This window comes from Shinella sp., assembly GCF_052438155.1.
In the GTDB taxonomy this organism is placed as follows: domain Bacteria; phylum Pseudomonadota; class Alphaproteobacteria; order Rhizobiales; family Rhizobiaceae; genus Shinella.
Map to the genome: position 1 here is coordinate 99,289 of NZ_JBQVPI010000007.1, position 21,913 is coordinate 121,201.

Annotated in this window: 19 protein-coding genes, 1 tRNA gene and 1 riboswitch; of the genes, 7 read left to right on the forward strand and 13 right to left on the reverse strand. The window is 62.9% G+C overall.

All coding sequences use genetic code 11. From position 1 onward, the window contains the following. Positions 1-89: 89 nt before the first annotated feature. On the reverse strand, positions 90-1,055 hold the full coding sequence (gene trxA, locus ACT6VE_RS14985) for a thioredoxin (RefSeq protein ID WP_444799367.1): 966 nt from the start codon (positions 1,053-1,055) through the stop codon (positions 90-92). A 64-nt stretch (positions 1,056-1,119) separates the two neighbouring features. Then, positions 1,120-1,629, reverse strand: coding sequence for a prolyl-tRNA synthetase associated domain-containing protein (locus ACT6VE_RS14990; protein ID WP_444799368.1), 510 nt, complete (start codon positions 1,627-1,629; stop codon positions 1,120-1,122). Positions 1,630-1,849: 220 nt separating this feature from the next. Here ACT6VE_RS14990 and ACT6VE_RS14995 point away from each other — a divergent pair. Together ACT6VE_RS14995 and ACT6VE_RS15000 are read left to right on the forward strand one after the other, a co-directional pair. Continuing rightward, positions 1,850-1,924: transfer RNA gene (locus ACT6VE_RS14995), tRNA-Gly, on the forward strand. 229 nt (positions 1,925-2,153) lie between these two features. Next, positions 2,154-3,383: a PD-(D/E)XK nuclease family protein gene (locus ACT6VE_RS15000; protein WP_444799369.1), complete on the forward strand. Its 1,230-nt coding sequence runs from the start codon at positions 2,154-2,156 to the stop codon at positions 3,381-3,383. 76 nt (positions 3,384-3,459) lie between these two features. Here the strand turns inward: ACT6VE_RS15000 and ACT6VE_RS15005 are convergent, their stop codons facing one another. Genes ACT6VE_RS15005 through ACT6VE_RS15015 form a run of 3 tightly spaced genes read right to left on the reverse strand, consistent with a single transcriptional unit; the run spans position 3,460 to position 7,814 of the window. Then, positions 3,460-5,679 carry a glycosyltransferase gene (locus tag ACT6VE_RS15005; protein ID WP_444799370.1) on the reverse strand — a complete coding sequence of 740 codons (2,220 nt, stop codon included), beginning with the start codon at positions 5,677-5,679 and terminating at the stop codon, positions 3,460-3,462. Then, positions 5,676-6,098 (reverse strand): hypothetical protein, encoded by a 423-nt coding sequence (locus ACT6VE_RS15010; protein ID WP_444799371.1) that lies wholly within the window; start codon positions 6,096-6,098, stop codon positions 5,676-5,678. Before ACT6VE_RS15010 ends, ACT6VE_RS15005 begins: the two co-directional genes overlap by 4 nt. After that, positions 6,099-7,814, reverse strand: coding sequence for a heparinase II/III domain-containing protein (locus ACT6VE_RS15015; protein WP_444799372.1), 1,716 nt, complete (start codon positions 7,812-7,814; stop codon positions 6,099-6,101). 173 nt (positions 7,815-7,987) lie between these two features. On the opposite strand from ACT6VE_RS15015, the gene ACT6VE_RS15020 reads away from it, so the two are divergent. From ACT6VE_RS15020 to ACT6VE_RS15035, 4 genes are all read left to right on the forward strand, one after another. Next, positions 7,988-8,233: a hypothetical protein gene (locus ACT6VE_RS15020; protein ID WP_444799373.1), complete on the forward strand. Its 246-nt coding sequence runs from the start codon at positions 7,988-7,990 to the stop codon at positions 8,231-8,233. Between the two features lie 39 nt (positions 8,234-8,272). Then, on the forward strand, positions 8,273-9,970 hold the full coding sequence (locus ACT6VE_RS15025) for a caspase family protein (RefSeq protein ID WP_444799374.1): 1,698 nt from the start codon (positions 8,273-8,275) through the stop codon (positions 9,968-9,970). A gap of 145 nt (positions 9,971-10,115) precedes the next feature. Then, positions 10,116-10,481, forward strand: a complete 366-nt coding sequence (locus ACT6VE_RS15030) for a MarR family winged helix-turn-helix transcriptional regulator (RefSeq protein ID WP_444799375.1) — start codon at positions 10,116-10,118, stop codon at positions 10,479-10,481. A 45-nt stretch (positions 10,482-10,526) separates the two neighbouring features. After that, positions 10,527-11,840, forward strand: coding sequence for an MFS transporter (locus tag ACT6VE_RS15035; RefSeq protein ID WP_444799376.1), 1,314 nt, complete (start codon positions 10,527-10,529; stop codon positions 11,838-11,840). A gap of 4 nt (positions 11,841-11,844) precedes the next feature. On the opposite strand, the gene ACT6VE_RS15040 is transcribed toward ACT6VE_RS15035, so the two are convergent. Then, entirely contained in the window at positions 11,845-12,981 is a 1,137-nt protein-coding gene (locus ACT6VE_RS15040; protein WP_444799377.1) for a helix-turn-helix domain-containing protein, read from the reverse strand. A gap of 20 nt (positions 12,982-13,001) precedes the next feature. On the opposite strand from ACT6VE_RS15040, the gene ACT6VE_RS15045 reads away from it, so the two are divergent. Then, the gene (locus ACT6VE_RS15045) at positions 13,002-14,069 is read left to right on the forward strand and encodes an alpha/beta hydrolase family protein (RefSeq protein ID WP_444799378.1); all 1,068 of its coding nucleotides are present in this window, start codon (positions 13,002-13,004) and stop codon (positions 14,067-14,069) included. A 75-nt stretch (positions 14,070-14,144) separates the two neighbouring features. Here ACT6VE_RS15045 and ACT6VE_RS15050 read toward each other — a convergent pair whose 3' ends face one another. The 7 genes from ACT6VE_RS15050 to ACT6VE_RS15080 form a co-directional block, all read right to left on the reverse strand. Beyond that, positions 14,145-16,052, reverse strand: a complete 1,908-nt coding sequence (locus ACT6VE_RS15050; protein WP_444799379.1) for a methyl-accepting chemotaxis protein — start codon at positions 16,050-16,052, stop codon at positions 14,145-14,147. A gap of 139 nt (positions 16,053-16,191) precedes the next feature. Next, positions 16,192-17,208, reverse strand: coding sequence for an aldose epimerase family protein (locus tag ACT6VE_RS15055; RefSeq protein WP_444799380.1), 1,017 nt, complete (start codon positions 17,206-17,208; stop codon positions 16,192-16,194). Between the two features lie 96 nt (positions 17,209-17,304). Continuing rightward, positions 17,305-17,757 carry a GNAT family N-acetyltransferase gene (locus ACT6VE_RS15060; protein WP_444799381.1) on the reverse strand — a complete coding sequence of 151 codons (453 nt, stop codon included), beginning with the start codon at positions 17,755-17,757 and terminating at the stop codon, positions 17,305-17,307. A gap of 2 nt (positions 17,758-17,759) precedes the next feature. After that, the gene (metA, locus tag ACT6VE_RS15065) at positions 17,760-18,680 is read right to left on the reverse strand and encodes a homoserine O-acetyltransferase MetA (RefSeq protein ID WP_444799382.1); all 921 of its coding nucleotides are present in this window, start codon (positions 18,678-18,680) and stop codon (positions 17,760-17,762) included. Between the two features lie 60 nt (positions 18,681-18,740). Beyond that, positions 18,741-18,818: riboswitch (SAM riboswitch) on the reverse strand. A 99-nt stretch (positions 18,819-18,917) separates the two neighbouring features. Further along, entirely contained in the window at positions 18,918-19,160 is a 243-nt protein-coding gene (locus ACT6VE_RS15070; RefSeq protein WP_444799383.1) for a hypothetical protein, read from the reverse strand. Positions 19,161-19,279: 119 nt separating this feature from the next. Then, complete coding sequence (locus ACT6VE_RS15075; protein WP_444799384.1) at positions 19,280-21,106, reverse strand: ABC-F family ATP-binding cassette domain-containing protein; 1,827 nt, start codon at positions 21,104-21,106, stop codon at positions 19,280-19,282. A 3-nt stretch (positions 21,107-21,109) separates the two neighbouring features. Then, complete coding sequence (locus ACT6VE_RS15080) at positions 21,110-21,775, reverse strand: thiamine diphosphokinase (protein ID WP_444799385.1); 666 nt, start codon at positions 21,773-21,775, stop codon at positions 21,110-21,112. Positions 21,776-21,913: the final 138 nt, after the last annotated feature.

Consider the following 21,913-nt stretch of genomic DNA (forward strand, 5'->3'; position numbering starts at 1 on the left):
TCCCGCCCCTCGTCCTCGCGCCTCCTCCCGAATGTGGGGTAGGTGCGGCATTTCTCAAGGGAGGCCGCACCGTTCCACGGAAAAATGCCTCAGGAAAACAGGATCGACGACAGTTTGCGCCGGGCGGCAATCGTCGCCGGGTCCTTCGGTCCCCAGACATCGAAGAACTGCAAAAGCTCACGGCGGGCACCGTCGTCGTCGAAGGTGCGGTCGCGTTTCATGATGAGCAGCAGATGGTCGGCCGCCGCCTGGTGGTCGCCCTCGACATTGCGGATCTTGGCGAGATTGAGCCGAGCGGCATGGTCGTCGGGGTCGAGCGCCAGTGCCTGTTCGAGTGCTGTCGGATCGCCGAGCTTGCGGGCTTCCTCGATCTGGTCGAGCTTTTTCAGCACGGCCACGACGGCCGGATCGGCAGCAACCGCCTCCGGCAGGTCGCTGAGCGCCTGGCGGGCATTCTCCGGCTGGCCGACGGCGATCATGCAGTCGGCAATGCCGGCAAGAGCGGCCGCATTCTCCGGATCGGCCTGCAGCAAGGTGCTGTAGAGATCGGCTGCGCCATCGAGATCGCCTGCGTCGAACAGCGTCTTGGCTTCGGCCAGCAGCGCCTCGATCTCGGCCTTCTCGTCGGCGCCCGCGGGGCCGGCGATCTTGTCGATGAACTGCCGCACCTGGCTTTCCGGCACGGCGCCCATGAAGCCATCGGCCGGCCGGCCGTTGACGAAGGCGACGACGGCGGGAATCGACTGGATGCCGAGCTGGCCGGGAATGGAGGGATGGTCGTCGATGTTGAGCTTGACGAGCTTCACCCGGCCCGCACTTTCGCGCACGACCTTCTCGATGATCGGCTGGAGCTGTTTGCACGGGCCGCACCAGGGCGCCCAGAAATCGACCAGAACGGGCTGCTGACGCGAGGCTTCCAGCACGTCGCGCGTGAAATTCGCGGTCGTGGTGTCCTTGATCAGGTCGTCCGCCGCCGGTGCCGCGCCGCCATAGTTCGCCGAAACGTTCATTTGCCCGCCATAGGACGATGCATAGGGGTTGTCGCCTGCACTCATGGGTCTCTCCTGTGGCGCGAACCGCGCGCCTTTAATCCGTCGTCGCTGCGCCCAAAATCGTATGTCAGGACGTGACTTTCAAGACAAGCGGCTCGTGTCCGGTCGCTTCGATAAAGCGCAACAGGTCCTTCGAGCCGATCGAGGTCGTTGCATCGTTGCGCAGCGGATGCCCATTGATCGTGTCATAGGCCATCAGGTCGGCATCGATGATGATCTTCACCTTGCCCGCGGCATCATTGATCACGCCGAAGGCGGTGACCGCGCCCGGGATGACGCCAAGATATTCCATCAGCTTTTCCGGCCTGCCGAAGGAGACGCGGCTTGCCGCACCGATCACGGAATGGATGGACTTGAGGTCGACCGTCGCATGCTCCTCGACCGTCATCAGGAAATAATTGTCCTTCTTGTCCTTCACGAAAAGATTCTTCGTGTGGCCACCGGGAATTTCGTCGCGCAGCGCCACCGATTCGGCGACGGTGAAGACCGGCGCGTGTTCCTTCGTGCTGTGGGCGATGCCGAGCCCATCGAGAAACTGAAAGAGGTCCTTGTCGGTCTTCGGCTGCGTGTCGGTCATTCTGGTCTTCCCGGCATGAATTGCTCCTGCCCGCTGATAGGGCTTCGGCAGCCCCAGCGCAACCGCCCGGAAAACCGGCGCTTTGAAAGCCGCCACGATTTTTTCTGCAAAATCCGACATTTCTCTGTTGCATTTAAAAAGGCCTTGGGCCATATAGCGCCCGTCGCCGCAACGCAGCAGCGACCTTCGGCCAACCACTACCCCAGGCCGACGATGATGAGCGGGTGTAGCTCAGGGGTAGAGCACAACCTTGCCAAGGTTGGGGTCGGGCGTTCGAATCGCCTCACCCGCTCCAAATCTTCAAGACCTTCAAAGCCTCGGTTCGCCGGGGCTTTTGTGGTTTTGGCTCTCGGAGCATTTCCAGCCGAAGCGGCGAAAGAGGGCGCGGTTACCGTCGGGTTACGTCTTCGCTCAATCGAGCGATATGAAATCGCAACTTTGAAGAAGTAGGCGACGACACCCGTTGACCAGAGGCATTCTGCTTGTGTTCCAATGCGGCGTCTCTATTTTGCGCAGTGAATAATATGACGCTGGCGATCCGTACGCTTGCGGATGAAATGGAGACGACCATTAAAGTTGATGCTGCTCTGCGCTTCGATTCGATGATCGAAAGCAAAGAGTTCACCTTGCTTTCCAGCCGCTTTAATCGCTTCTGCCCCTTTGAAGCGACTGGAATGGTCCGTGCGGAGATTCGCCACGGAAGCTTCCTCGCCTACATGCTCGATCCCCGCAAGCCGCATGGCTATGGGTCACGACTGTTGGAGGCATTTCTAGAGGTTCTCTTCGACGGTGATGCTCCTTTCGACGCAAAGGGTCTGCTGGAACGGAACGCCACTGCCATCGAAATCCGGCGAGAGTGGAGGGATATCGATCTGATGATCGTGCTTCCTGTCACGAAGACTATCATCGTTTTCGAGCTGAAGATCGATGCAAGCCAGGGAAAAGACCAGCTTCAAAAATATCGGGGAATTGTCGAACGCCATTGGTTGGCAAATGATGGTTGGACCCACAAATTCGTATTCATGACAAAGACTGACGAGGCCGCTCAGGATAACTGGGAGCAATTGCGTCTTGCTCAGGTCGTTCATAAATTCGATGAGATTGCCGCCAAGGGTCTACATACTCCAGCGCGCGAAACCCTTGTTCACTACATTTCAATGATGAGGAGGCACCACGTGGGCGATCATATGCTCAAGGATGCCGCACGACAGCTTTGGGCGCAGCATGGCGAGGCTTTGGATTATCTGATGCGGAATCGGCCCAACCCCCTTCGTCAGCTGTTCGAGACGCTAAAGTCTCAGGCCGGTGATCTCGCAGAAGGGGCAAGCACGCCAGGCATCACCGTTGTCCCTGACGAGCCTGCGTCGGGGAATGTTCGTTTCGGCGTTACCGAGTGGGACGCCGTACCTGGCTTCTTGTCTTCGAAGGACTGGACAGCTTCAGGGCGGCTCGTTCTCTTCGAGCTCAAGTATGGCAACGGCGGCCTGAACTTGTTCGCTTGCATCGGCCCCTCTTCAAATCCACTTCGCAAACGATTCCTGTCAGCGCTGCTGGAGAAGGGCGTGATCACCAAGGCGGAAGCACAGACCAGAAAATGGTCGATGCTCAACGAAGCAGAGGTCTTCAAGCCGGCCGACCCATTCGAATTCAACCAGGAAGAGGCGGTTCGGACGGTATCTGCCGCATTCAATCTCTTTGTGGCACGAGTTTTCTTGGAACTCGACCAAGTGATGCGTCCTCGGCAACCTGAATAGTCTGAATTTCGCCCATGTGAGCATTTCCAGCCGAAGCGGCGCCGCTTCGGCGCCGGATCATGCGACAAACAATACCCTAGAGCGATTCGGCGAGCTTGCGGTCGGAGCGCACGAGCCGCGCGTGATCGGTGATGAAGGCGGCGATCCTCTCGGCGCCGTTCTGCCAGTCGATGGCCTCGCAGCGCGCCGCTATGTGGCGCCGCTGCCATGGATCGAGAAGCCGAGCGATGAAGTCGCGGCAGCGCGGCAGGTCGGTGTCGCGCCGCATGGTCCAGCCGTAGCCGTTGAGTTCCGCCCAACGGGCGCGGCTGAGCTGCATATCCATTTCATCGGCCTCGTTCGGCACGAAGAGGGTCGGGATGGCGCCGAGCAGGTTTTCGTGGAAACCGTTATAGCCGGCGGCCGATACGGCAGCGTCGAAGGCGCGGCTGTAGCGGAAAATGGGATAGGCCTCGCGCACCAGGTGGCGCGGACCCGATGGCTGGACGGGCTCGACGGCCGCGCGAATCGGTGACTGGAATTCGACGATGACCGTATCGGGATGCGACAGCACAGCGTCGATGACGGCCGTGCGAACCCCTGCCATGTCGAAATTGTTGCCCGAGCCGATCTGCAGAGCGACAACCGTGCTGTCCGCCGGCAGAGCGAGCAGGTGGCGGGCTTCACGCCTGTCCATGCGATCTTCCGGTATGATGTGCAGCACGGGCGGCACCGTATAGGCGCGGTGGCGAACATCCCTGGTCGGCCCGGTGTCGAATTCCTCGGCAAACTCGCCCGGTTCGATGACGGCGTCGAAAGCGCTTTCCAGATCGAGGAAGAGGCGATGGCCTTCCCGCCACATCGGCCGGCGCATCCAGAGGGAATAGATATCCGGAAAGAGCGCCAGCACGTCGGCGATGGCGGGAAAGACGGCTGTCGCGTCATAGGCAATGACGGCGGGCTTCAAATGGCTGACGAGTTCGAAAAGCTCGTCGGCGAAGACGCTGCGCCAGTCCTGCGTATCCGCGCCCATGGCCCGGTGATGGTTGAAGAAATGCGTCTGGTAGCCGGCATCGACCGCCACCTTCGCGGCATAGGACATGGTTGCGAAAACCGGAACGAGGTCCGGCGGCAGGCGGTCGGCGACGGCCATCTGGCGGGTGATGTGTCCCATGCCGACACCGTTCGACGACAGGAAGAGCACGGGACGCGCCGGTAGCGGCGGCATGAGGGTTACGGGTGACGGCGGGTTATCCGCATCGGTGGGTATCAGGGCGGCAATCCGGCCGGCAAAACGCGCGATGCTGTGCCGCTCCACGGCAAAGCGGCGGGCGCGCTCGCTCTGGGCGGCATAGAGGGCCGGGTTGGCGATGTGGTGGTCGATGAGCATCTTGACATCATCGGGCACGGCATAGAGTGCTGCATCGCCGAACAGCGGCTCGAAATGTTTTGGAAGAATGGTGACGAGGCCGACGGCGAGCGCCTCCAGGATCGCACGGCCGAAAGCCTCCGACCAGGCGTCGCTGTGGTAATAGACATAGAAATCGAGGTCCGCGAGGAATGCCGCGACCCCCACGAAGCCGAACGGCTGGAGATTCCAGTTTTCCGGGATCTCGCCGTAATGGGCCTGAAGGAATTCCTCTCCGCCCAGCATGCGGATTTCATAGCGCCTGGTATCCGTCGGATAGACGGCCTTTGCCTGCTGGAGCGTGTCGGGCCATTTCTGGGGGTGCGGACGGGAATGTCGGCCGATGCGCACCGGCATCTTGAGGGCCTTTGGTTTGCGGCAGGGCCAGTCGTCGAGGTCGATGAGGTTGTGCCAGTCTTCTTCCAGCAGGGCGCAGTCCTGCGGCAAATGGCGCGGCAGGCTTTTGCGGACGACGGCACTGACCGGTGCCAGCAGCACCGGCTTGCCGAAGGCGAAGCGCGCGTGTTTCACGACGGTCGCAACGTCATATTGCCGGTTTCCCGCCCGGTCGATGGCGGGGTGGTGCAGCACGATCACCACTTTTTCGGCCTCGATCATCGGTCGCGGCTGCAGCGGGTTTATCAGGATGCCGGGATGGTGCAGCAGCAGCAGCCGGGCCTCGACTTTCTGCGCCGGATCGACCCGGTCCGTCAGGCCATTGTCGAGATGGGCGCGGATATCCGCATGCACCGGGAAGGGCAGGCCGAGGATCGGTCCCTTGACCATGAGGAGCCCCGTGCTCCAGCCTTCGCGCGCCGCCGCCGCCATTTCCGCCGCAAGGGCCGTGGACGTGCCCCCCTCGAAGCGCACGTCGGCGACGAAAACGATGTCGTAGCGGCAAACCGTCATGCAGTCCGCTCCTCTGTCGCGGCGAGGAAACGGTCGATGTTGGCGCCGTAGGCCAGAACATGCTCGGGCTGCCATTTGGCAAGGATGATCTCCCAGCGGGCACTCAGATAGGCGTGCCAGGAAAGCGTATCGCAGTGCCGCGCCTGCTCTGCGAGCGACGGGAAATATTCGAACGCCGCGCCGGCGGCGCGAAAATGCAGGAATTGCGGCACGTCGGTGACGTAGACGATCTTGTCATAACCGGCAAAGGTCTTGCCGACCTTGGCGATGATCTCGTCGTGTTTGTCGCGAGCCACCGCAAACAGCGTCACGACCACGATGCGTTTCGGCCCGGCCGAGCGGTAGATGTAGAGATCGTTCTGCTCTGCGGCCGTGGCCGCGGGCTCTCGATCGGCCCGGAAGAACCGCAGAAGATCCATTCATGCCTCCTCTGATTGTTTATGCCATCGCACGCTGGCGATCTGCCTCATCCAGGCTTCCAGGGCCTGTTGAGCCGGCTCACCTTCCCGGTCGGAAAACAGGCATGCGACGAACAGGCCGTCGGCCGGCACGGCAAGCCGGGCGGTCAAGCGCCGAATCTGGCTGAAGCGGTCCTCATCGGCCGCGACCGGCTCGATCGTTAGCGGGTGTTCGGCGGGCGCATAAAGGCGAACGCTGATCGCTTGGCCGCCATCGCCGAGGCGGACCCGTCCGTTGCTATCGGAAGCCGCAACCTGCGTGTGACACTGCCAAAGGACCGAGGGCCCGTCGCCGCCGCGCTTCGGCACGATCAGGTCCGCAACGACGACGCCACCATTTTCGCCGGGCGCAAAACCGCGCAGATGCCGGAACGGCGAAGCGGGGTCGCGGATATCCAGCACTATCCGAGGACCGTCCGCCACGATGGTCGCCTCCGCCTCTTTCGATTGTTCGTCGGCAAAGGCGACATTGTGCGCACGGGTCTGCGTCAGGAAATAGGATGCGCGGCGTGCGGGATCGAAATAGCCCGGCGCCGCATAGTCTTCGCGCCCGAGATCGCAGACAAGACGGTTTCCCCCCAAGTCGAGCACGAAGCTTCCGAGGTCGGCATGGCAATGGTTTGTGGTGTTGCACCCGGCGCGTGCTGCCAGATACCATTCCCGTCCGTCCGCGTGGTGGCGCAGGATGGCGTATCCGGCGTCGAACAGCTCGATCCGGGGTAGGGCTTCGGAGACCGACGGCTCGGGCGGCGCATGGTACCAGAGGAGATCGAAGGCATGGGCCGCACCCGGTGCCTGCCATTGCCATGCGGCGGCGCCCTCCTCTCGGCTGCGTGTGGCAAACCAGCCCAGCATGGGGGAGCGTTCGTGCACGGGCGGCTCATCGCCCGCATTGAAACCCTGACCGGACGGGCCGACGAGCGCCCGCTGGAAGCGCCAGTGGGCAGGCAGGCGGTCAGCCTCATCGGGCACGCGATGGGAGAGGCCTGCCTCTGCGAGCGCCTCGATGGCGAGGACGGCGTAGCGCGCGGCGTAGGCACCATAGGCGGCGCCTTCCGGCCAACCGCCCTTGGCGTCGAAAACGCACAGGGCCGACCGGAACGGGGCAAGCGCGAGATCGAGCAGTTCGTCGCAGGTTTCGGGCATGGCGGAGCGCGTCAGCGCGGCAGCGGCGATCAGGCCGCCGCAGCACACCAGCGTCCAGTTGGTGTACGCCGTTGCCCAGCCCGATCCGCCGCGCAGCGAATGGAGGCCGGGAAGCAGCGCATGGCGAAGAAGGGCATCGTCAACCAGCGCCAGTTCGCTTTTCGCCATGACGGGCTGCACCCAGTTTCGGCCTATCGCCACGGCAGCGGCCATTTCCGCAGTGTCGATGAAGATCTGCCGGTTCCAATCGGGAAACCGGGCAGCGGCCGTAATTTCGCTGACGATCCGCCGCCGGAACGCGGCATGGCCGGTGACGGCCCAGGCCATTCCGAGCGTAAAAACGCGCTCGCCAGCCAGTCGACTCGTCTCAAGCATGGTGCCGCGTGCCGGATCGATGCGGCGTTCGATGGGTGCGGCCCGGCCTATGTCGTCGGCGCGCGCGACGATGGTCCTGGCGATGTCCGCGGCATGGGCACTCTGCGCCAGGAGACGCCGCAATCCATCCGGTTTGTTCTTCCCGAAGAGCATCATAGGAAACGCCCCTGGCCGGATCGACCCTTCCGTGGCCCGCCTTGAATTGTCCGACAGAGAGCATAGAGCACGACGCTTCCAAACTTGACAAGCGCTAGATAAACCCGGAGGATGTGGGCACTTAATTCTTTCGACAGTATTGTATTCTCAAGCCATAACCGTGCGAAGTGGGGATGGGCCATGGCGAGATTGCTGGCAGGGAAGATATCGGCGCTCGTCGCTCTTTTTACGGCATCGATGATCATCAGCGGTTGCGAGACGACGGCTGGTGCGCCGGAGATTTGCAAGACGAATCCAAAGTCTTCCCGGTGTGCGAAGGTTGTCAAAAAACAACCTGTGAAAGTCACCAAGGTTCAGAAAACTCAAAAAGCAAGCAGTTCGGCTACTCATTCATCGAGAAGCGACTATTGACGGCCTGATTTCTGGCAGTGCTGCAGAATTACTGTGGAGAGGAGTTGATGGACATGCGACGTCATGGCCTTCTTGTTTATGCCCTTTCCTTTTTTCTCATTCTCCTTCCTGGGCTGGCCTTTGCCGAAGCGTCTCCGGTCAAGCGCCTTGCGCTTGTGCTTGGCAATGAAGCCTACAAGGATTTACCCCCGCTCAAGAACGCGCTGGCCGATGCGGATGCCATGGATGCGGCGTTGCGTGACGTGGGCTTCGAGGTGCAGCTCGTGCGCAATGCCGACAAGTCCGGCATGGAGCGCGCACTCATCGACTTCCGCAACAAGATCGAGCCCGACTCCGTCGTGCTCGTCTATTATGCCGGCCATGGATTGCAGGCGTCGGAAGAGAATTTCCTGGTGCCGATCGATGCCAGGATTGCCGATGCGATGGACCTGCCGCTCGTCGCCATGTCGGCAAGTCAGGTGCTGCGCCAGCTTGAGGGCACGAAGGCCGGTTCGATCATCTTCATTCTCGATGCCTGCCGGGACAACCCCTTCCTCGGCAAGGACGGCAAGACCCGTTCCATCGGCAACGGCGATTCCCTGTCGCGCGGGCTTGCCCGCATCGTCAGCAAGCATACGGGAACGCTGATCGCCTTCTCCACTTCGCCGGGAGACGTTGCGCAGGACGGCAAGGGCGGGAACAGCCCCTATACCAAGGCGCTGACCGCCGCGCTGCGCACGCCGGGGCAATCGATCGAGGCGATCTTCAAGGAAACGCGGGCCCGTGTGGTCGAGGCGACCGGCGGCGAGCAGATCCCGTGGGAGAATTCGTCGCTCGTCCGCGATGTCGTGCTCATCCCGCAGGCTGGCGGTCCCAAGGTCGTCGAGGCGACGCCGTGCGATCTTGCGGCGGCCCATCCTTCCGATCCGGAACGTATCGGTCCGAGCGTGGAATATGCCAATCTTGATCCGCAGATCGCCGTTCCGGCCTGCGAGGCGGCGGTGGCGAGCGATCCGGCCAATATGCGCTTCAAGACCCTGCTTGCCCGTGCCTTCGACAAGGCCGGCCGCGGCGAGGAGGCCTACAAGCTCAATGAAGTGGCCATGGCCGCCGGCAATCTCGCCGCCTATCACAATATGGGCAACCTCTATCGCAAGGGCCTCGGGGTGAAGCTCGATCTGGCAAAGTCCTTCGAGCTTTATCTCTATGCCGCCGAACGCGGGCATCCCGAAGACCAGAGCAATGTCGGCTACATGTATTTCCAGGGCCAGGGTGTCGCGCAGGATTACGGCAAGGCGCGCATCTGGCTGGAAAAGGCGGCGAACCAGAATTGGGGCGCTGCCTACGACAAGCTGGGCCTCATCTATCTCAAGGGGCTCGACACGAAGGTCGATCTGAAGGTCGCCGCAGAGAATTTTCAGAAGGGCGTGGATCTCGGCGATCGCAGTGCCATGGTCAACCTTGCCAATCTCTACAAGGACGGCAAGGGCGTCGAGAAGGACCCGAAGAAGGCCTTCGACTTCTATTCACGTGGGGCCCGGCTCGGTGCGGTTGCCGCCTATGTCAATCTGGGCAATCTCTATGAGGAAGGCCGCGGGGTCGAAAAGGACCTGCTGCAGGCCGCGTTCTGGTTCACGCTGGCGTCACGCGAGGGGCGGGAAGACGCGCTGGAGAAATTGCGCGCGACGCGGGCCGTTCTGTCCGAAGGCGACAAGGAAATCCTGCAGCAGCGGCTGGACGACTGGGCACGCGGCCGTTTCGGTTGATGGTTTTCGCGTCAGATTTGATTTGTTGCTCGCGCCGTCCGGCAATGTCTCCAGCCGGCCGCTGAAGCGGACGGGCTTGACTGCAGCTTAGTTGTGGGCATATACCCGCATAATGACCGCACCGTGTTACTGCAACCGTTTGAGAATGGCCAACCGCAAGCTCAGCGCCCTCTATGATGGCGCGCTGGAGCCGACGGGCATCAATATTGCGCAGTTTTCCCTGCTGAGAAATGTCGAGCGGCGCCAACCGGTGAGCCTGACGGAGCTTGGCCGGCACATGGAACTGGATCGCTCGACGCTTGGACGCAATGTCCGCGTCCTCGAACGCATGGGTCTGATGGAATTCGGGAGTGGAGACGATCAGCGCGAGGCGTTGGTGCTTCTGACCGGCCGCGGCACCGAGATATTGCAGACCGCCGTGCCGCTCTGGCAGGCCTGCCAGGACGACGTGGCCGCCCGCCTCGGACCGGAAAAGCTCGCACTCATAACCGAACTGAACAGCCTGCTGTGATTTTTTGACCGCTAAGCGGGTAGCTACCCGTAGATTGGATGCCGCATGCCGAACACCGTATTCTCCACCGGCACGACGATCTCGCGCTTCGCCGCCCGCCATGGCGTTCACTATGGCTGGGTGGTGGCGGCCACCACCTTCCTGACCATGCTGGTGACGGCGGGTGCCGTCGGCACGCCGGGCGTGCTGATCGGCCCCCTGCAACAGGAATTCGGCTGGAGCACGTCGGAAATTTCCTCCGCCTTCGCCATCCGCCTCGTGCTGTTCGGGTTGATGGGCCCCTTCGCCGCCGCCTTCATCAACCGCTTCGGCATTCGCCGGGTCGCGAGCGTCGCGCTTCTACTGATCGGCGCCGGTATTCTCGGATCTTTCGCGATGACGGAACTCTGGCAGCTCACCCTGCTCTGGGGCGTCGTTGTCGGCTTCGGCACGGGGCTGACGGCCATGGTTCTCGCCGCGACGGTTGCGACGCGCTGGTTTGCCACCCGGCGTGGCCTCGTGGTCGGCCTGTTGACGGCCAGCACGGCGACCGGCCAGCTGGTGTTTCTGCCGCTGATGGCGTCGCTCACGGAGAGCCTCGGCTGGCGTGACGCGCTTACGCTTATTCTCGCCATGCTGTTCCTCGCGGCCGTCGTGGTCCTCGTCTTTATGCGTGATCACCCGGCCGACGTCGGCCTGGCGCCCTATGGCGCGAAGGACGGAGTGGTCGTCGCCCCCGCACCACCGGCAACATTGGGCGCGATGCTTGCCTCCCCCATTGCGGTCCTGATGGAGGCGGCGCAAACCCGGATCTTCTGGGTGCTTTTCGGCACCTTCTTCATCTGCGGCGCCAGCACGAACGGCCTGGTGCAGACACATTTCATCTCGCTCTGTGGTGATTTCGGCATGGCCGCCACCGCGGCTGCCGGCATGCTGGCGATCATCGGCATCTTCGACATTGCCGGCACGATCGGTTCGGGCTGGTTGTCCGATCGATTCGACAGCCGCATCCTGCTGTTCTGGTACTACGGGCTGCGCGGGCTTTCGCTGGTCTATCTGCCCTTCACCAGCTTCAGCTTCTACGAACTGTCGATCTTTGCCGTGTTCTACGGTCTCGACTGGGTCGCCACCGTTCCGCCGACCCTCAAGCTCACCATCGACCGCTTCGGAGCACGGGCGCCCATGGTGTTCGGCTGGGTCTTCGCCGGTCACCAGCTCGGCGCCGCCTTCGCCGCCTGGGGCGCGGGTTTCACCCGGACGGCATACGAGACCTATCTCCCGGCCTTCTTCATTGCGGGCGTGCTGTGCCTCATCGGCGCCCTTGCCGTGGTTACGATCCGCGAACCGAAAATGCCGGAAGCGGCGCCGCAGCCGGCATGAAACATCAACTGCCTGCCGGGCTTGGCGAGCGATTCTCCGCCCGCCAGCTGGCGGGGCTCTGCGTGGTGACCCGACGGAATTCGCGGTTGAAGTTCGATTTCGTCTGGAAGCCGGCTTCGAACATGGCCGAGGTCACCGGCATGTCGGTCTCGCGCAGCAGCCGGCAGGCCTCGGCGATGCGGAAGTCGTTGATATATTGCGAAACGTTCTTGCCGGCGAGGCGGTTGATGGCGCCGGAAATCTGCCGGGCCGGTACGCCTGCCCGCCGGGCCAGACGCGAGAGCGTCAGGTTCTCATCGCGGAAAAGGTTTTGCGTGGCGAGCAGCCGGTCGACGCGCTCCAGAACGTCGCGGTCCCTTTCATCCGCGGAAGGATCCTGATCCGTCTCGCCGGGCGCCGCGGGGAGCGCGCGGGCGCGGGCGGCGACGGTCGCCGTCAGGCCGAGGAGGAAGAGGCTGAGCAGGTTGGCGTTGCTGACCATCATCGGCACGTTCTCCCCACGGCTCCATTCGAAATCGAGCACGACTGCGATGTCGAAGGAGGCGGAAATGCAGAGCGCGCCGGCAGCAATCAGCAGGGCCTTGTGTGCGCCCGCGGCGCCATCAAGCCGCGCCTCGTCCAGCCCGTCGGGGCCGGCCGTGGCGAGCCGCAGCAGGATCGCGGCATAGCCGACGAAGATGACGACGAGGGCAACGTCGATGAAATAGGGCGCAAACAGCAGCAGGGCGATGACGACGACCGGCGGCAGCCCGTTGAGCCAGGGCATGTCTTGCCGGTCAGGCTGGATCAGGCTGCGGAAACTCGCCAGCACCAGCGGCGGTAGCGACGCCGCCAGCACAGGCAGCACATAGCGTAGTGCGGTCAGGTCGTAGCCCCAGCGCAGGCCGACGATGACGGATTGCAGGATGCAGAGCCCGATCAAGGCGAGAAACGGTCGGTTGCCGCTTTCCTGATTGCGCAGGAGCGCCACGAAGCGGATGGCGAGCAACAGGGCGACGACGAAGGGCAGGGGAATGAAGAGCACGGCAGGAACGGTTCTGTTGACGATGGACGCATCATGATCCGGATCGCGATCAAGGGCGACCTCAAACATGATCGAGGACGTCGGGAAGGGCGTCAGCGGCGATGATTTGCCCGTCAAATCAATCGAGCGAGGCTCCCATGTTTCCCTTTCGCATGTTTTCCGTCCTTCTCATGGCGGGTGCATCCATCACATCCGTCCATGCCGCCGAGGTCGGCGTTCGCACCTTCGGCGTTGCCGCGCCGGAACGTGGCCGCGACATAGAGGTCACCGTCTGGTACCCTGCCGCTGACGGTGGAACGCCAGGCCTGGTCGGCGACAACAGGATTTTCAAAGGAGAGCCCGCCACGCGCGATGCGGCGATCGCCACGGGCCGCTTTCCGCTCGTGCTTCTGTCGCACGGCTCCGGTGCGCGTGTCGAAACCATGGGTTGGCTGGCGACGAAGCTTGCCGAAACGGGGTTCGTCGTGGTCGGCCCCAACCATCCCGGCACGACGAGCGGGGATTCCACGCCTGCGGCAACGCCCCTCATCTGGGAGCGCACGGCCGATCTTTCTGCGGTGATCGACCGCTTCTCGACCGATCCGACGTGGAGTGCTGCGATCGATCCCGCGCGGATCGGCGTCGTCGGCTTCTCGCTTGGCGGTTCGACCGCGCTGGAAATTGCCGGCGCGCGGGCTGATCTCGAAGCCTATGCCCGCTATTGCGACAGCTATGACAAGTGGGATTGCGCCTGGTTTGCCGGCGGACGCGGCTATGTCGGCGAGATGCCCGTCGACGTGGAAAAGGTCGACCTGCGCAAGCTCGACAAGGCCCGTTTCGAACAGTCGAACCAAGACCTGCGCATCCGTGCGGCCGTGCTGGTGGATCCCGGGTTGGCGCAGGCCTATGTCGATGACAGCCTGAAGGCGATCGACATTCCGTTGAGCTTCATCAATCTCGGCGGCCCGGGCGTGATCCCCGAAGCGGTGATCGCCGACAAGCTGGCGGCGCTGGTGCCGCAGGCAAGCTATGCGGCGGTCACGGAAGCCGTGCATTTCAGCTTCCTGCCGGAGTGCAAGGACGGCGCTGGCGACTTCCTGAAATCGGTCGGCGAGATCGATCCGATCTGCGACGAAACGGGTAGCCGGTCGCGGGCGGACATCCATGCGGAGCTGAAACGCCTCATCGTCGATGCGCTTCAGCGCAGCCTCAAGGGGTCGTTCTGAGCCGAGGGTTGCTGAATGAGAAAGACCAGCGACGGGTTGTCAGGTCGCTGGTCTTTGGCGTGTTTGCAGAGGACGTCAGGCGGCGCGGCGCTGGTAGACGGCGTTGCCGCGTCCTGTGTCGATATGGAACTGCGACAGCGCGGTCTGGAGCTGGGCGGCCTCGCTGGCGAGCACCTGGCTTGCAGCGGTGGTTTCCTCCACCATCGCGGCGTTCTGCTGGGTCATCTGGTCCATCTGGTTGACGGCCGTGTTGATTTCGCCAAGCGCCGCGGACTGTTCCTGGGCCGCACGCGTGATCGAGACGACGTGGTCGTTGACGCGGTTTACCAGGTCCTTGATCTCGGAGAGTACATCGCCTGTCGAGAGAACCAGCGAAACACCGCCCTTCACTTCGCCGGCCGAGGCGTTGATCAGCGTCTTGATCTCCTTGGCGGCATTAGCGGAGCGCTGGGCGAGCTCGCGGACTTCCTGGGCGACGACGGCAAAACCGCGACCGGCTTCGCCGGCACGCGCCGCCTCCACACCGGCATTCAGCGCCAAGAGGTTGGTCTGGAAGGCGATCTCGTCGATGACAGAGATGATCTGGCTGATCTTCTGCGACGACTGCTCGATGCGGCCCATGGCACTGATGGCGTTCTGGACGATGTCGCCGGACTTGTCGGCGCTATCCTTGGCTTCGCGCACGATTTCCGAGGCTTCGAGCGCGCGGCTTGTCGAGGTTTTGACCGTGGTGGTGATTTCCTCCAGGGCAGCCGCCGTTTCTTCCAGCGAAGCCGCCTGCTGCTCCGTGCGATGGGCGAGTTGGTCGGCGGCGGCGGAAAGCTCGCGGGAATTGCCGGTGATCGTGCCAGCGGTGGTGAGAATGCCGGTCATCGTGCTGCGCAGCGTCAGCATGGCGCCGTTGACGTTGGCCTGGAGCTCGGCGAAATCGCCCTGGAAGTGGCCGGCCATTTCCTGCGTCAGGTCGGCATGCGAGAGCGAGGCGATCACGCGGCGCACTTCGCTGACGCCGCGGTCGACATTGATCACCAGATCATTGACGCCCGTCGCGAAGCGGCGAAGGTCTTCGTCCTCATAGGCCTTGGTGATGCGGCGCGAAAAGTCGCCGGCGGCAGCGGCCGCCACAATGGTGCTGATGTTCGTTTGTAGGTCCTTGCTCTGCGCCTGGAGGGCGGCTTCCTGTGCCTCCATCTCACGCATCTGCATCTCGTTGGCGCGGAACACATCGAGCGTGCGCGCCATGGCGCCGATCTCGTCCTTGCGCTCGGTGCAGGGGATCGTGTCGTCGAGCTTGCCGGCAGCGAGATTGGACATGACGCCGGTGAGCAGCTGGATCGGACGCACGATGCCGTTGCGGGCGAAGACCATGGCGAACAGCATGCCGGCGACGATGCAGACGAAGGCGGTTGCGAGCAGCAGGATCTGCGTCGTGGTCGAGCGGGAAATTGCGACCGCGCGCGAATCCGACAGCGTGTCGGCGGAATAGGTGGTGTATTCCTTGAGCGCTGCGGTAACGGCCTTCTGGCTTTCCAGCGACTTGTCGAGCGCGGCAAGAACAGCGACGCGGTCCTGACCCTTGTCCGAGCCGGCGACGGCCACCATGGCGCGGATATCCTCGAAATAGGGTGCCAGTGCCGCGCGAACGCCGTCGAGCAGCTTCTGTTCGCTGGCATCGGCCGTGGAGGCGATCCTTGGTAGGCGGTCGAGCATTTCCGTGGCGCGTTTTTCCGTCTCGGCGGCGAAACCGGCCGCCTTTTCCGGGGCGATTGCGAGCTGGTAGGTCATGCGGCTGATGGCGATGACGTCGATGCGCAGGTCCATGGCCTCGCGGGCCACTTCCTCACGCGCTCCGGTATCCGAAAGGGCGGCACCCAGCGAGGTCAACCCGCGGCTGCCGACGGTGGCGATGGTGCCGGCGGCAAGGCCCATCAAAAGCACGAGCAGGCCGACTTTCCGAGAAATCGAGAGATCCGAAATTTTCATGGACAGCGTCCCCAGGGGCGACCGCCGCCGTCCTGGCGCGTTCCATCCCACACAACCCGGGAACATTCCGGGTCAATATGGCATCGTTTGTCTAATAGAAAAGTTTCTAATTTATTGCACCGCAGCAATCCTGCGGATCTCACCCCTTGCGGAAGACGTAGTCCGTCTCCTGCCGCAATGTTTCACCGGGCCGAAGAATGGCATTCGGGAAGCTGGGGTGGTTGACGGCATCCGGCCAGACCTGCGTTTCAAGGCAGAAGCCGGCAAAGGGTCCATAGCGGCGACCACCGAGCCCCGGAACCGCCGGGCTGACCTTCGCACCGGTGTAGAGCTGCACGCCCGGCTCCGTGGTCAGCACCTCCAGCGAGATGCCGGACAGGGGGCTGCGAACCTCGGCGACCGCGCGCTTGTCCTGGCGTTCGGCCGAGAGGCAGAAATTGTGGTCGAAGGCGACGCCGCTGGCTTCCGTCTGCCGGCGGAGCCGCGTCCAGTCGCGGAGGTCGAAGGGCGTTCCCGCGACGGGGCGGATTTCGCCGGTCGGAATGAGGTTCTCGTCGACGGGCAGGTAGTGTTCGGCCTTGAGGCGAATGTCATGACCGAGGGCGTCGCTGCTGTCGTCGAGGATGAAATAGCTGTGCTGGCAGAGGTTGACCGGTGTGGGCGCATCCGTCGTCGCCTGGTAGGCGACGGAGAGCACGCCATTGCCCGGCAGGCGATAGGTGCAGGTGATGGCGCAGGTGCCGGGGTAACCGGCGCGGCCGGCGGGGTCGTTCAACGTCAGGGTGACGAAGTCGGCGCCCTGGCCGGCGATATGCCAGTTCTGCCGGCCGATGCCGTCGCTGCCGCCGTGCAGGTGCGAGACGCCGCGTTCGTTGCATTCGAGCTGGTATTCGGTGCCGTCGATTGTAAACCGGCCCCCGCCGATGCGGTTGGCGCAGCGCCCCGGCGTCGCGCCGAAATAGGGGGAGTGGGCGAGGTAGGAGGGGAGGTCTTCGAAGCCCAGCACCAGCGGCGCGTCATGTCCCGCGAGCCTGAGGTCCTGGATGACTGCGCCCCAGGTCAGCACCTGGGCGGTCAGCCCGCCGCCGGTGATCGTGATGCGCTCGACCGCTTCGCCAGACTCAAGGTGACCGAAGATTTCATTCCCTGCACCCACGCTCGCGTCTCCTCGCCGATCCCAATTGCGGGCGGCAAACTGCTGCAATTTTCTCCGGCCCGCAACCGAAAAGTCATACTTTTTGAGAATCAGCCCTCAGAAGGTCTTCTGGTAGATGATGAAGGGCGTCTTGTCGGCGATGCGGTCGTAGAGCTGGCGCGCGGTGGCGTTGAACTCCTGCGTCATCCAGTAGACCTCCGGCGAGCCCGCCTCCTTCGCCTTGGCATAGACCCCTTCGATCAGCGCGCGCCCGATACCGGAGCCGCGAACCTCCGGGTCGGCATAGAGATCCTGAAGGTAGCAGACATTGCCGATCGTCCAGCAGGAGCGATGGAAGAGGTAGTGGGCGAGGCCGACCGGCTTGCCGTCGAGCGTGGCGAGGAGGCCGCGGAACTCGCCGTCTGCCGTCGCGCCGGTCAGCCGGGCGAAGGTGGTGGCGAAAATTTCCTCGGGTAGAACCGTCTCGTAGAAGGCGAGATAGGCGGTCCACAGGCGGCGCCATTCGCCTTCATCGTCTGCATGCAAAGGGCGAATGACGACACGGCTCATGGTCAGGCTCCTGTTCTGATCTTTTCCAGATCATAACTCGTGGTTTGATAGATTTCGTTGATCCAGTTGCCGAAAAGCAGGTGCGCATGGCCACGCCAGCGGTTCTGCGGCGGAAGCGACGGATCGTTGTGCGGGAAATAGTTCTTCGGCAGCTTGATCGGCACGCCGGCCGAGACGTCGCGGAAATACTCGTCGGCAAGGGACGTCGAATCATATTCGACATGGTTGAAGATGTAGAGATTCTTCGCCTTGTCCTGCACCAGGCAGACCCCCGTCTCGTCCGAGTCCAGCAGTATATCAAGCTCCGGCACAGCGCGGATATCTTCCATGCGGATTTCGGTCCAGCGCGAGACGGGGACCTCGAAATTGTCGGAGAAGCCGTTGAGGAAGACCGACGAGGGCTTGCGGTTGTGGTGGCGATAGACGCCGAACGCCTTTTCCTCCAGCGTGTGTTTCGGCACGCCGTGGAAATGGTAGATCGCCGCCATGCCGCCCCAGCAGACATTCAGCGTCGAATGCACGTTGGTCTGCGTCCAGTCGAGGATCTGCTTCATCTCGTCCCAATAGGTGACATCCTCGTAATCGAGGATTTCCACCGGTGCGCCGGTGATGATGAAGCCGTCGAACTTGCGGTGACGCACCTCTTCCCACGTGTCGTAGAAGGCAAGCAGGTGGTCTTCCGAGGTGTTTTTCGCGCGGTGGCCGCCGACGCGCACCAGTGACAGTTCCACCTGCAAGGGCGAAGCGCCGATGAGGCGCGCCATCTGCACTTCCGTTTTGATCTTGTTCGGCATGAGGTTGAGCAGCCCGATCTGCAACGGGCGGATATCCTGCCGGACCGCCATCGTTTCGGTCATCACCCGCACACCCTCGTGAACGAGGGTTTCGAAGGCGGGGAGCGTATCGGGAATCTTGATGGGCATGTCTCAACTCGATCCAAAACAAAAACCGGCCGCAACAATGTCGCAACCGGTCCACGTAAGGGTCTTCCTCGCGCGGCCCTTTAGCAACTTGTTTAACGTGGCTGCAAGCCGGCCGGCCAAATCACCACGAGCATTTTAGATAGCGCTAGTTTCCTTGCGAATCAATCCATCGCCGGGAACGGTCAAGGCCCGGATGCAGCAAGCATCCGGGCCTTAGCCTTTCAAAGCGTCACGCGCTTAGTAGTAGCTGTAGTGGCGCTTCTTGTAATAGACCTTGCCGCCCCAATGGCCGCCCCAGCGATGGCCGTAGTTGCCGTAATGACGCTTGACGCGGTAGTGCTTGTAGCCGTGATGGCCGTAGCCATAGCTGTTGTAACCGTAGCTCTTGTGACCGTAGCCGTAATAGCCGGCCTCGGACGGGGCAGCGAAGGAAACAGCAGCGACGACGGCGACAACGGCGGAAATGATGAACTTGCGCATGGGACTCTCCTGATCTCTTTCGGGTTGCAGGATGAGTTCCTCTCATCCAGTGATCAGACTTTCCCACATTGCCGGGACTTGCGCTGTTTCGGATGGAACAGGAGGCCTTCGAGGCCGTTTCAGCCCTCCAGTTCTTCGCGAAGCATTTCCAGCTCCAGCCATTCCTCTTCCATCTTGGTCAGCTGCTCGCGCAGCTTTTCCATCTCGGCGGCAAGCTTGTTGAAGGTTGCCGGGTCCTTGGTGAAGAGTGCGGGATCGGCCATCTTCGCCTCACGGGCGGCGATCTCCTTTTCCGTCTTCGCCATCTCCTTCGGCAGGTTTTCGAGTGCGAATTTCTGCTTGTAGGAGAGTTTTACCTTGCCCTTGCTGTCGGGTGACACGGCCGCGGTTGTCTCGGCGGCCTTCGCCTTCTCGGCCTTTTCCGCCTTGCGCTTTTCCTCGATCACGCCGCGGCGCTGCGCCATCATGTCGGAATAGCCGCCGGCATATTCGATCCAGCGGCCGTCCGGGTTTTCCGGGTCGGCGGGCGCGATGGTCGAGGTGACGGTGCGGTCGAGGAAGTCGCGGTCGTGGCTGACGAGCAGCACGGTGCCGGCAAAACCCGCGACGATTTCCTGAAGCAGGTCCAGCGTCTCGATGTCGAGGTCGTTGGTCGGTTCGTCGAGGATCAGGAGGTTGGTCGGCCGCGACAGGATGCGGGCCAGCATCAACCGTGCGCGCTCGCCGCCCGACAGGTTGCGGATCGGCGTGCGGGACTGCTCGGGCTGGAACAGGAATTCCTTCATGTAGCCGGTGACGTGGCGCTGCTCGCCATTGACGATGAGCGTCTCGCCACGGCCGTCGGTCAGGTAATGGGCGAGCGTGTCGTCGAGGTTCAGGTCCTCGCGGCGCTGGTCGAGGGTCGCGATTTCGAGGTTGGTGCCGAGTTTCACCGTGCCGCTGTCCGGCTCGAGCTGGCCGGTCAGCATCTTGAGCAGGGTGGTCTTGCCGGCACCATTCGGGCCGACGAGGCCGATGCAATCGCCGCGATGCACGCGGATCGAGAAGGGCGCGACGATGGTGCGCTCGCCGTAGGCCTTGGTGATCTTGTCTGCCTCAATGACCAGCTTGCCGGACTCTTGCGCGTCGGAGGCGCTCGCCTGCACGCTGCCCTGCGGACCCTTGTGGCCGCGATAGCGCGAGCGCAGGTCATGCAACGCACCGAGGCGGCGCATGTTGCGCTTGCGCCGTGCCGTCACGCCATAGCGCAACCAGTGTTCCTCGCGCTCGATCGACTTGCCGAGCTTGTGCTGTTCCAGCTCTTCGGCCTCCAGCACCTCGTCGCGCCAGGCTTCGAAATGGCCAAAACCCCGATTGAGTCGGCGCGACTGGCCGCGATCGAGCCAGACGGTGGCGTTGGAGACCTTTTCGAGGAAACGACGGTCGTGCGAGATGACGACGAGGGCCGAGCGCGTCGATTGCAACTCGCCTTCCAGCCATTCGATGGTTGGCAGGTCGAGATGGTTGGTCGGCTCGTCGAGCAGAAGAATATCCGGTTCCGGCGCCATGACGCGGGCAAGGGCTGCCCGGCGCGCCTCGCCGCCCGAAAGCGACTTCGGGTCCTCCGTGCCGTTGAGGCCGAGATGTTCGAGCAGGTAGGTGACGCGGTAGGGATCATCGCTTGGGCCGAGGCCGGCTTCCGCATAGGCGGCCACCGTGTCGTAGCCGTCGAAATCCGGCGCCTGGTGCAGGTAGCGGATGGTGGCCGACGGATGGCGGAACACCTCGCCGGACTGCGCCTCGGCAAGGCCGGCGGCGATCTTCATCAGCGTCGACTTGCCGGAGCCGTTGCGGCCGACGAGTGAGATGCGGTCGCCGGGCTCGATCTGAAGGCTGGCGCCGGCAAGCAGCGGCGTGCCGCCGAAGCTCAGGAAGATGTCGTCGAGTTTGAGGATTGGCGGTGCCAAGGGTCAGGCTCCTGAAAGGTCATAGGGCCTTGCGATGAGGATCGCGCGGCCGGAGGCGAGCGAAAGGCGGATTGCGCCTTCCGCGACGTTGGAAATGGTGCGGGATGCACCGAAGGGCAGTGAAAAATTCTTCAGCGGATAGCGCACGTTGCCGATATCGAGGCCGGCAAGCGGCGAGAGGCCGAGAACGGAGAACAGACTGCCTTTCGGCAGGTCGATGTCGCGGCTGCCCGGCAACAACGGCCAGGCCTCTTCCTCGCCGGAGGTGAGTTTTATCGAAAACCCCTGCTCTTCCAGCGAGACGGCGTGCAGGAGGTGCATCAAGGCATGGTCGCTGCGTTCGCCGCCGAGCGCGCCGGCGAGCACGATGTTTTTTGCGCCGCGTTCGGTGGCGACCGAGACGGCGATGGCGCCGTCGGTCTCGTTCTTGGCGACGGGATAGGGCTGGCGCTCGATGTCCGGCCAGGCGGCCAGCAGTTCCGGCGGCGTGGAATCGAAATCGCCAACCCAGATTTCCGGCGTCACGCGAAGCGCTGCCGCATGCCGCATGCCGCCATCGGCGGCCACGACACGCGCGCCGGCTATATCCGCGAAGAGCCGCGGCGTCGGATGGAGCGCGCCTCCCAGGAGGACGGCAAAGGTCGGGTCTGTCGGTGCCGGCAAGGTCATGGCTGATGCCCTTAGCGCATGTTTTTGCGAAAGGGAAAGATTTTGGCGTTTTGTCCGTTCATCCGGGCGTTCCAGCAGGGATATCCACGCGGCGGATTCTGCAAAGTTAAAATGTCACTCTGCGAGACAAAGCACGAC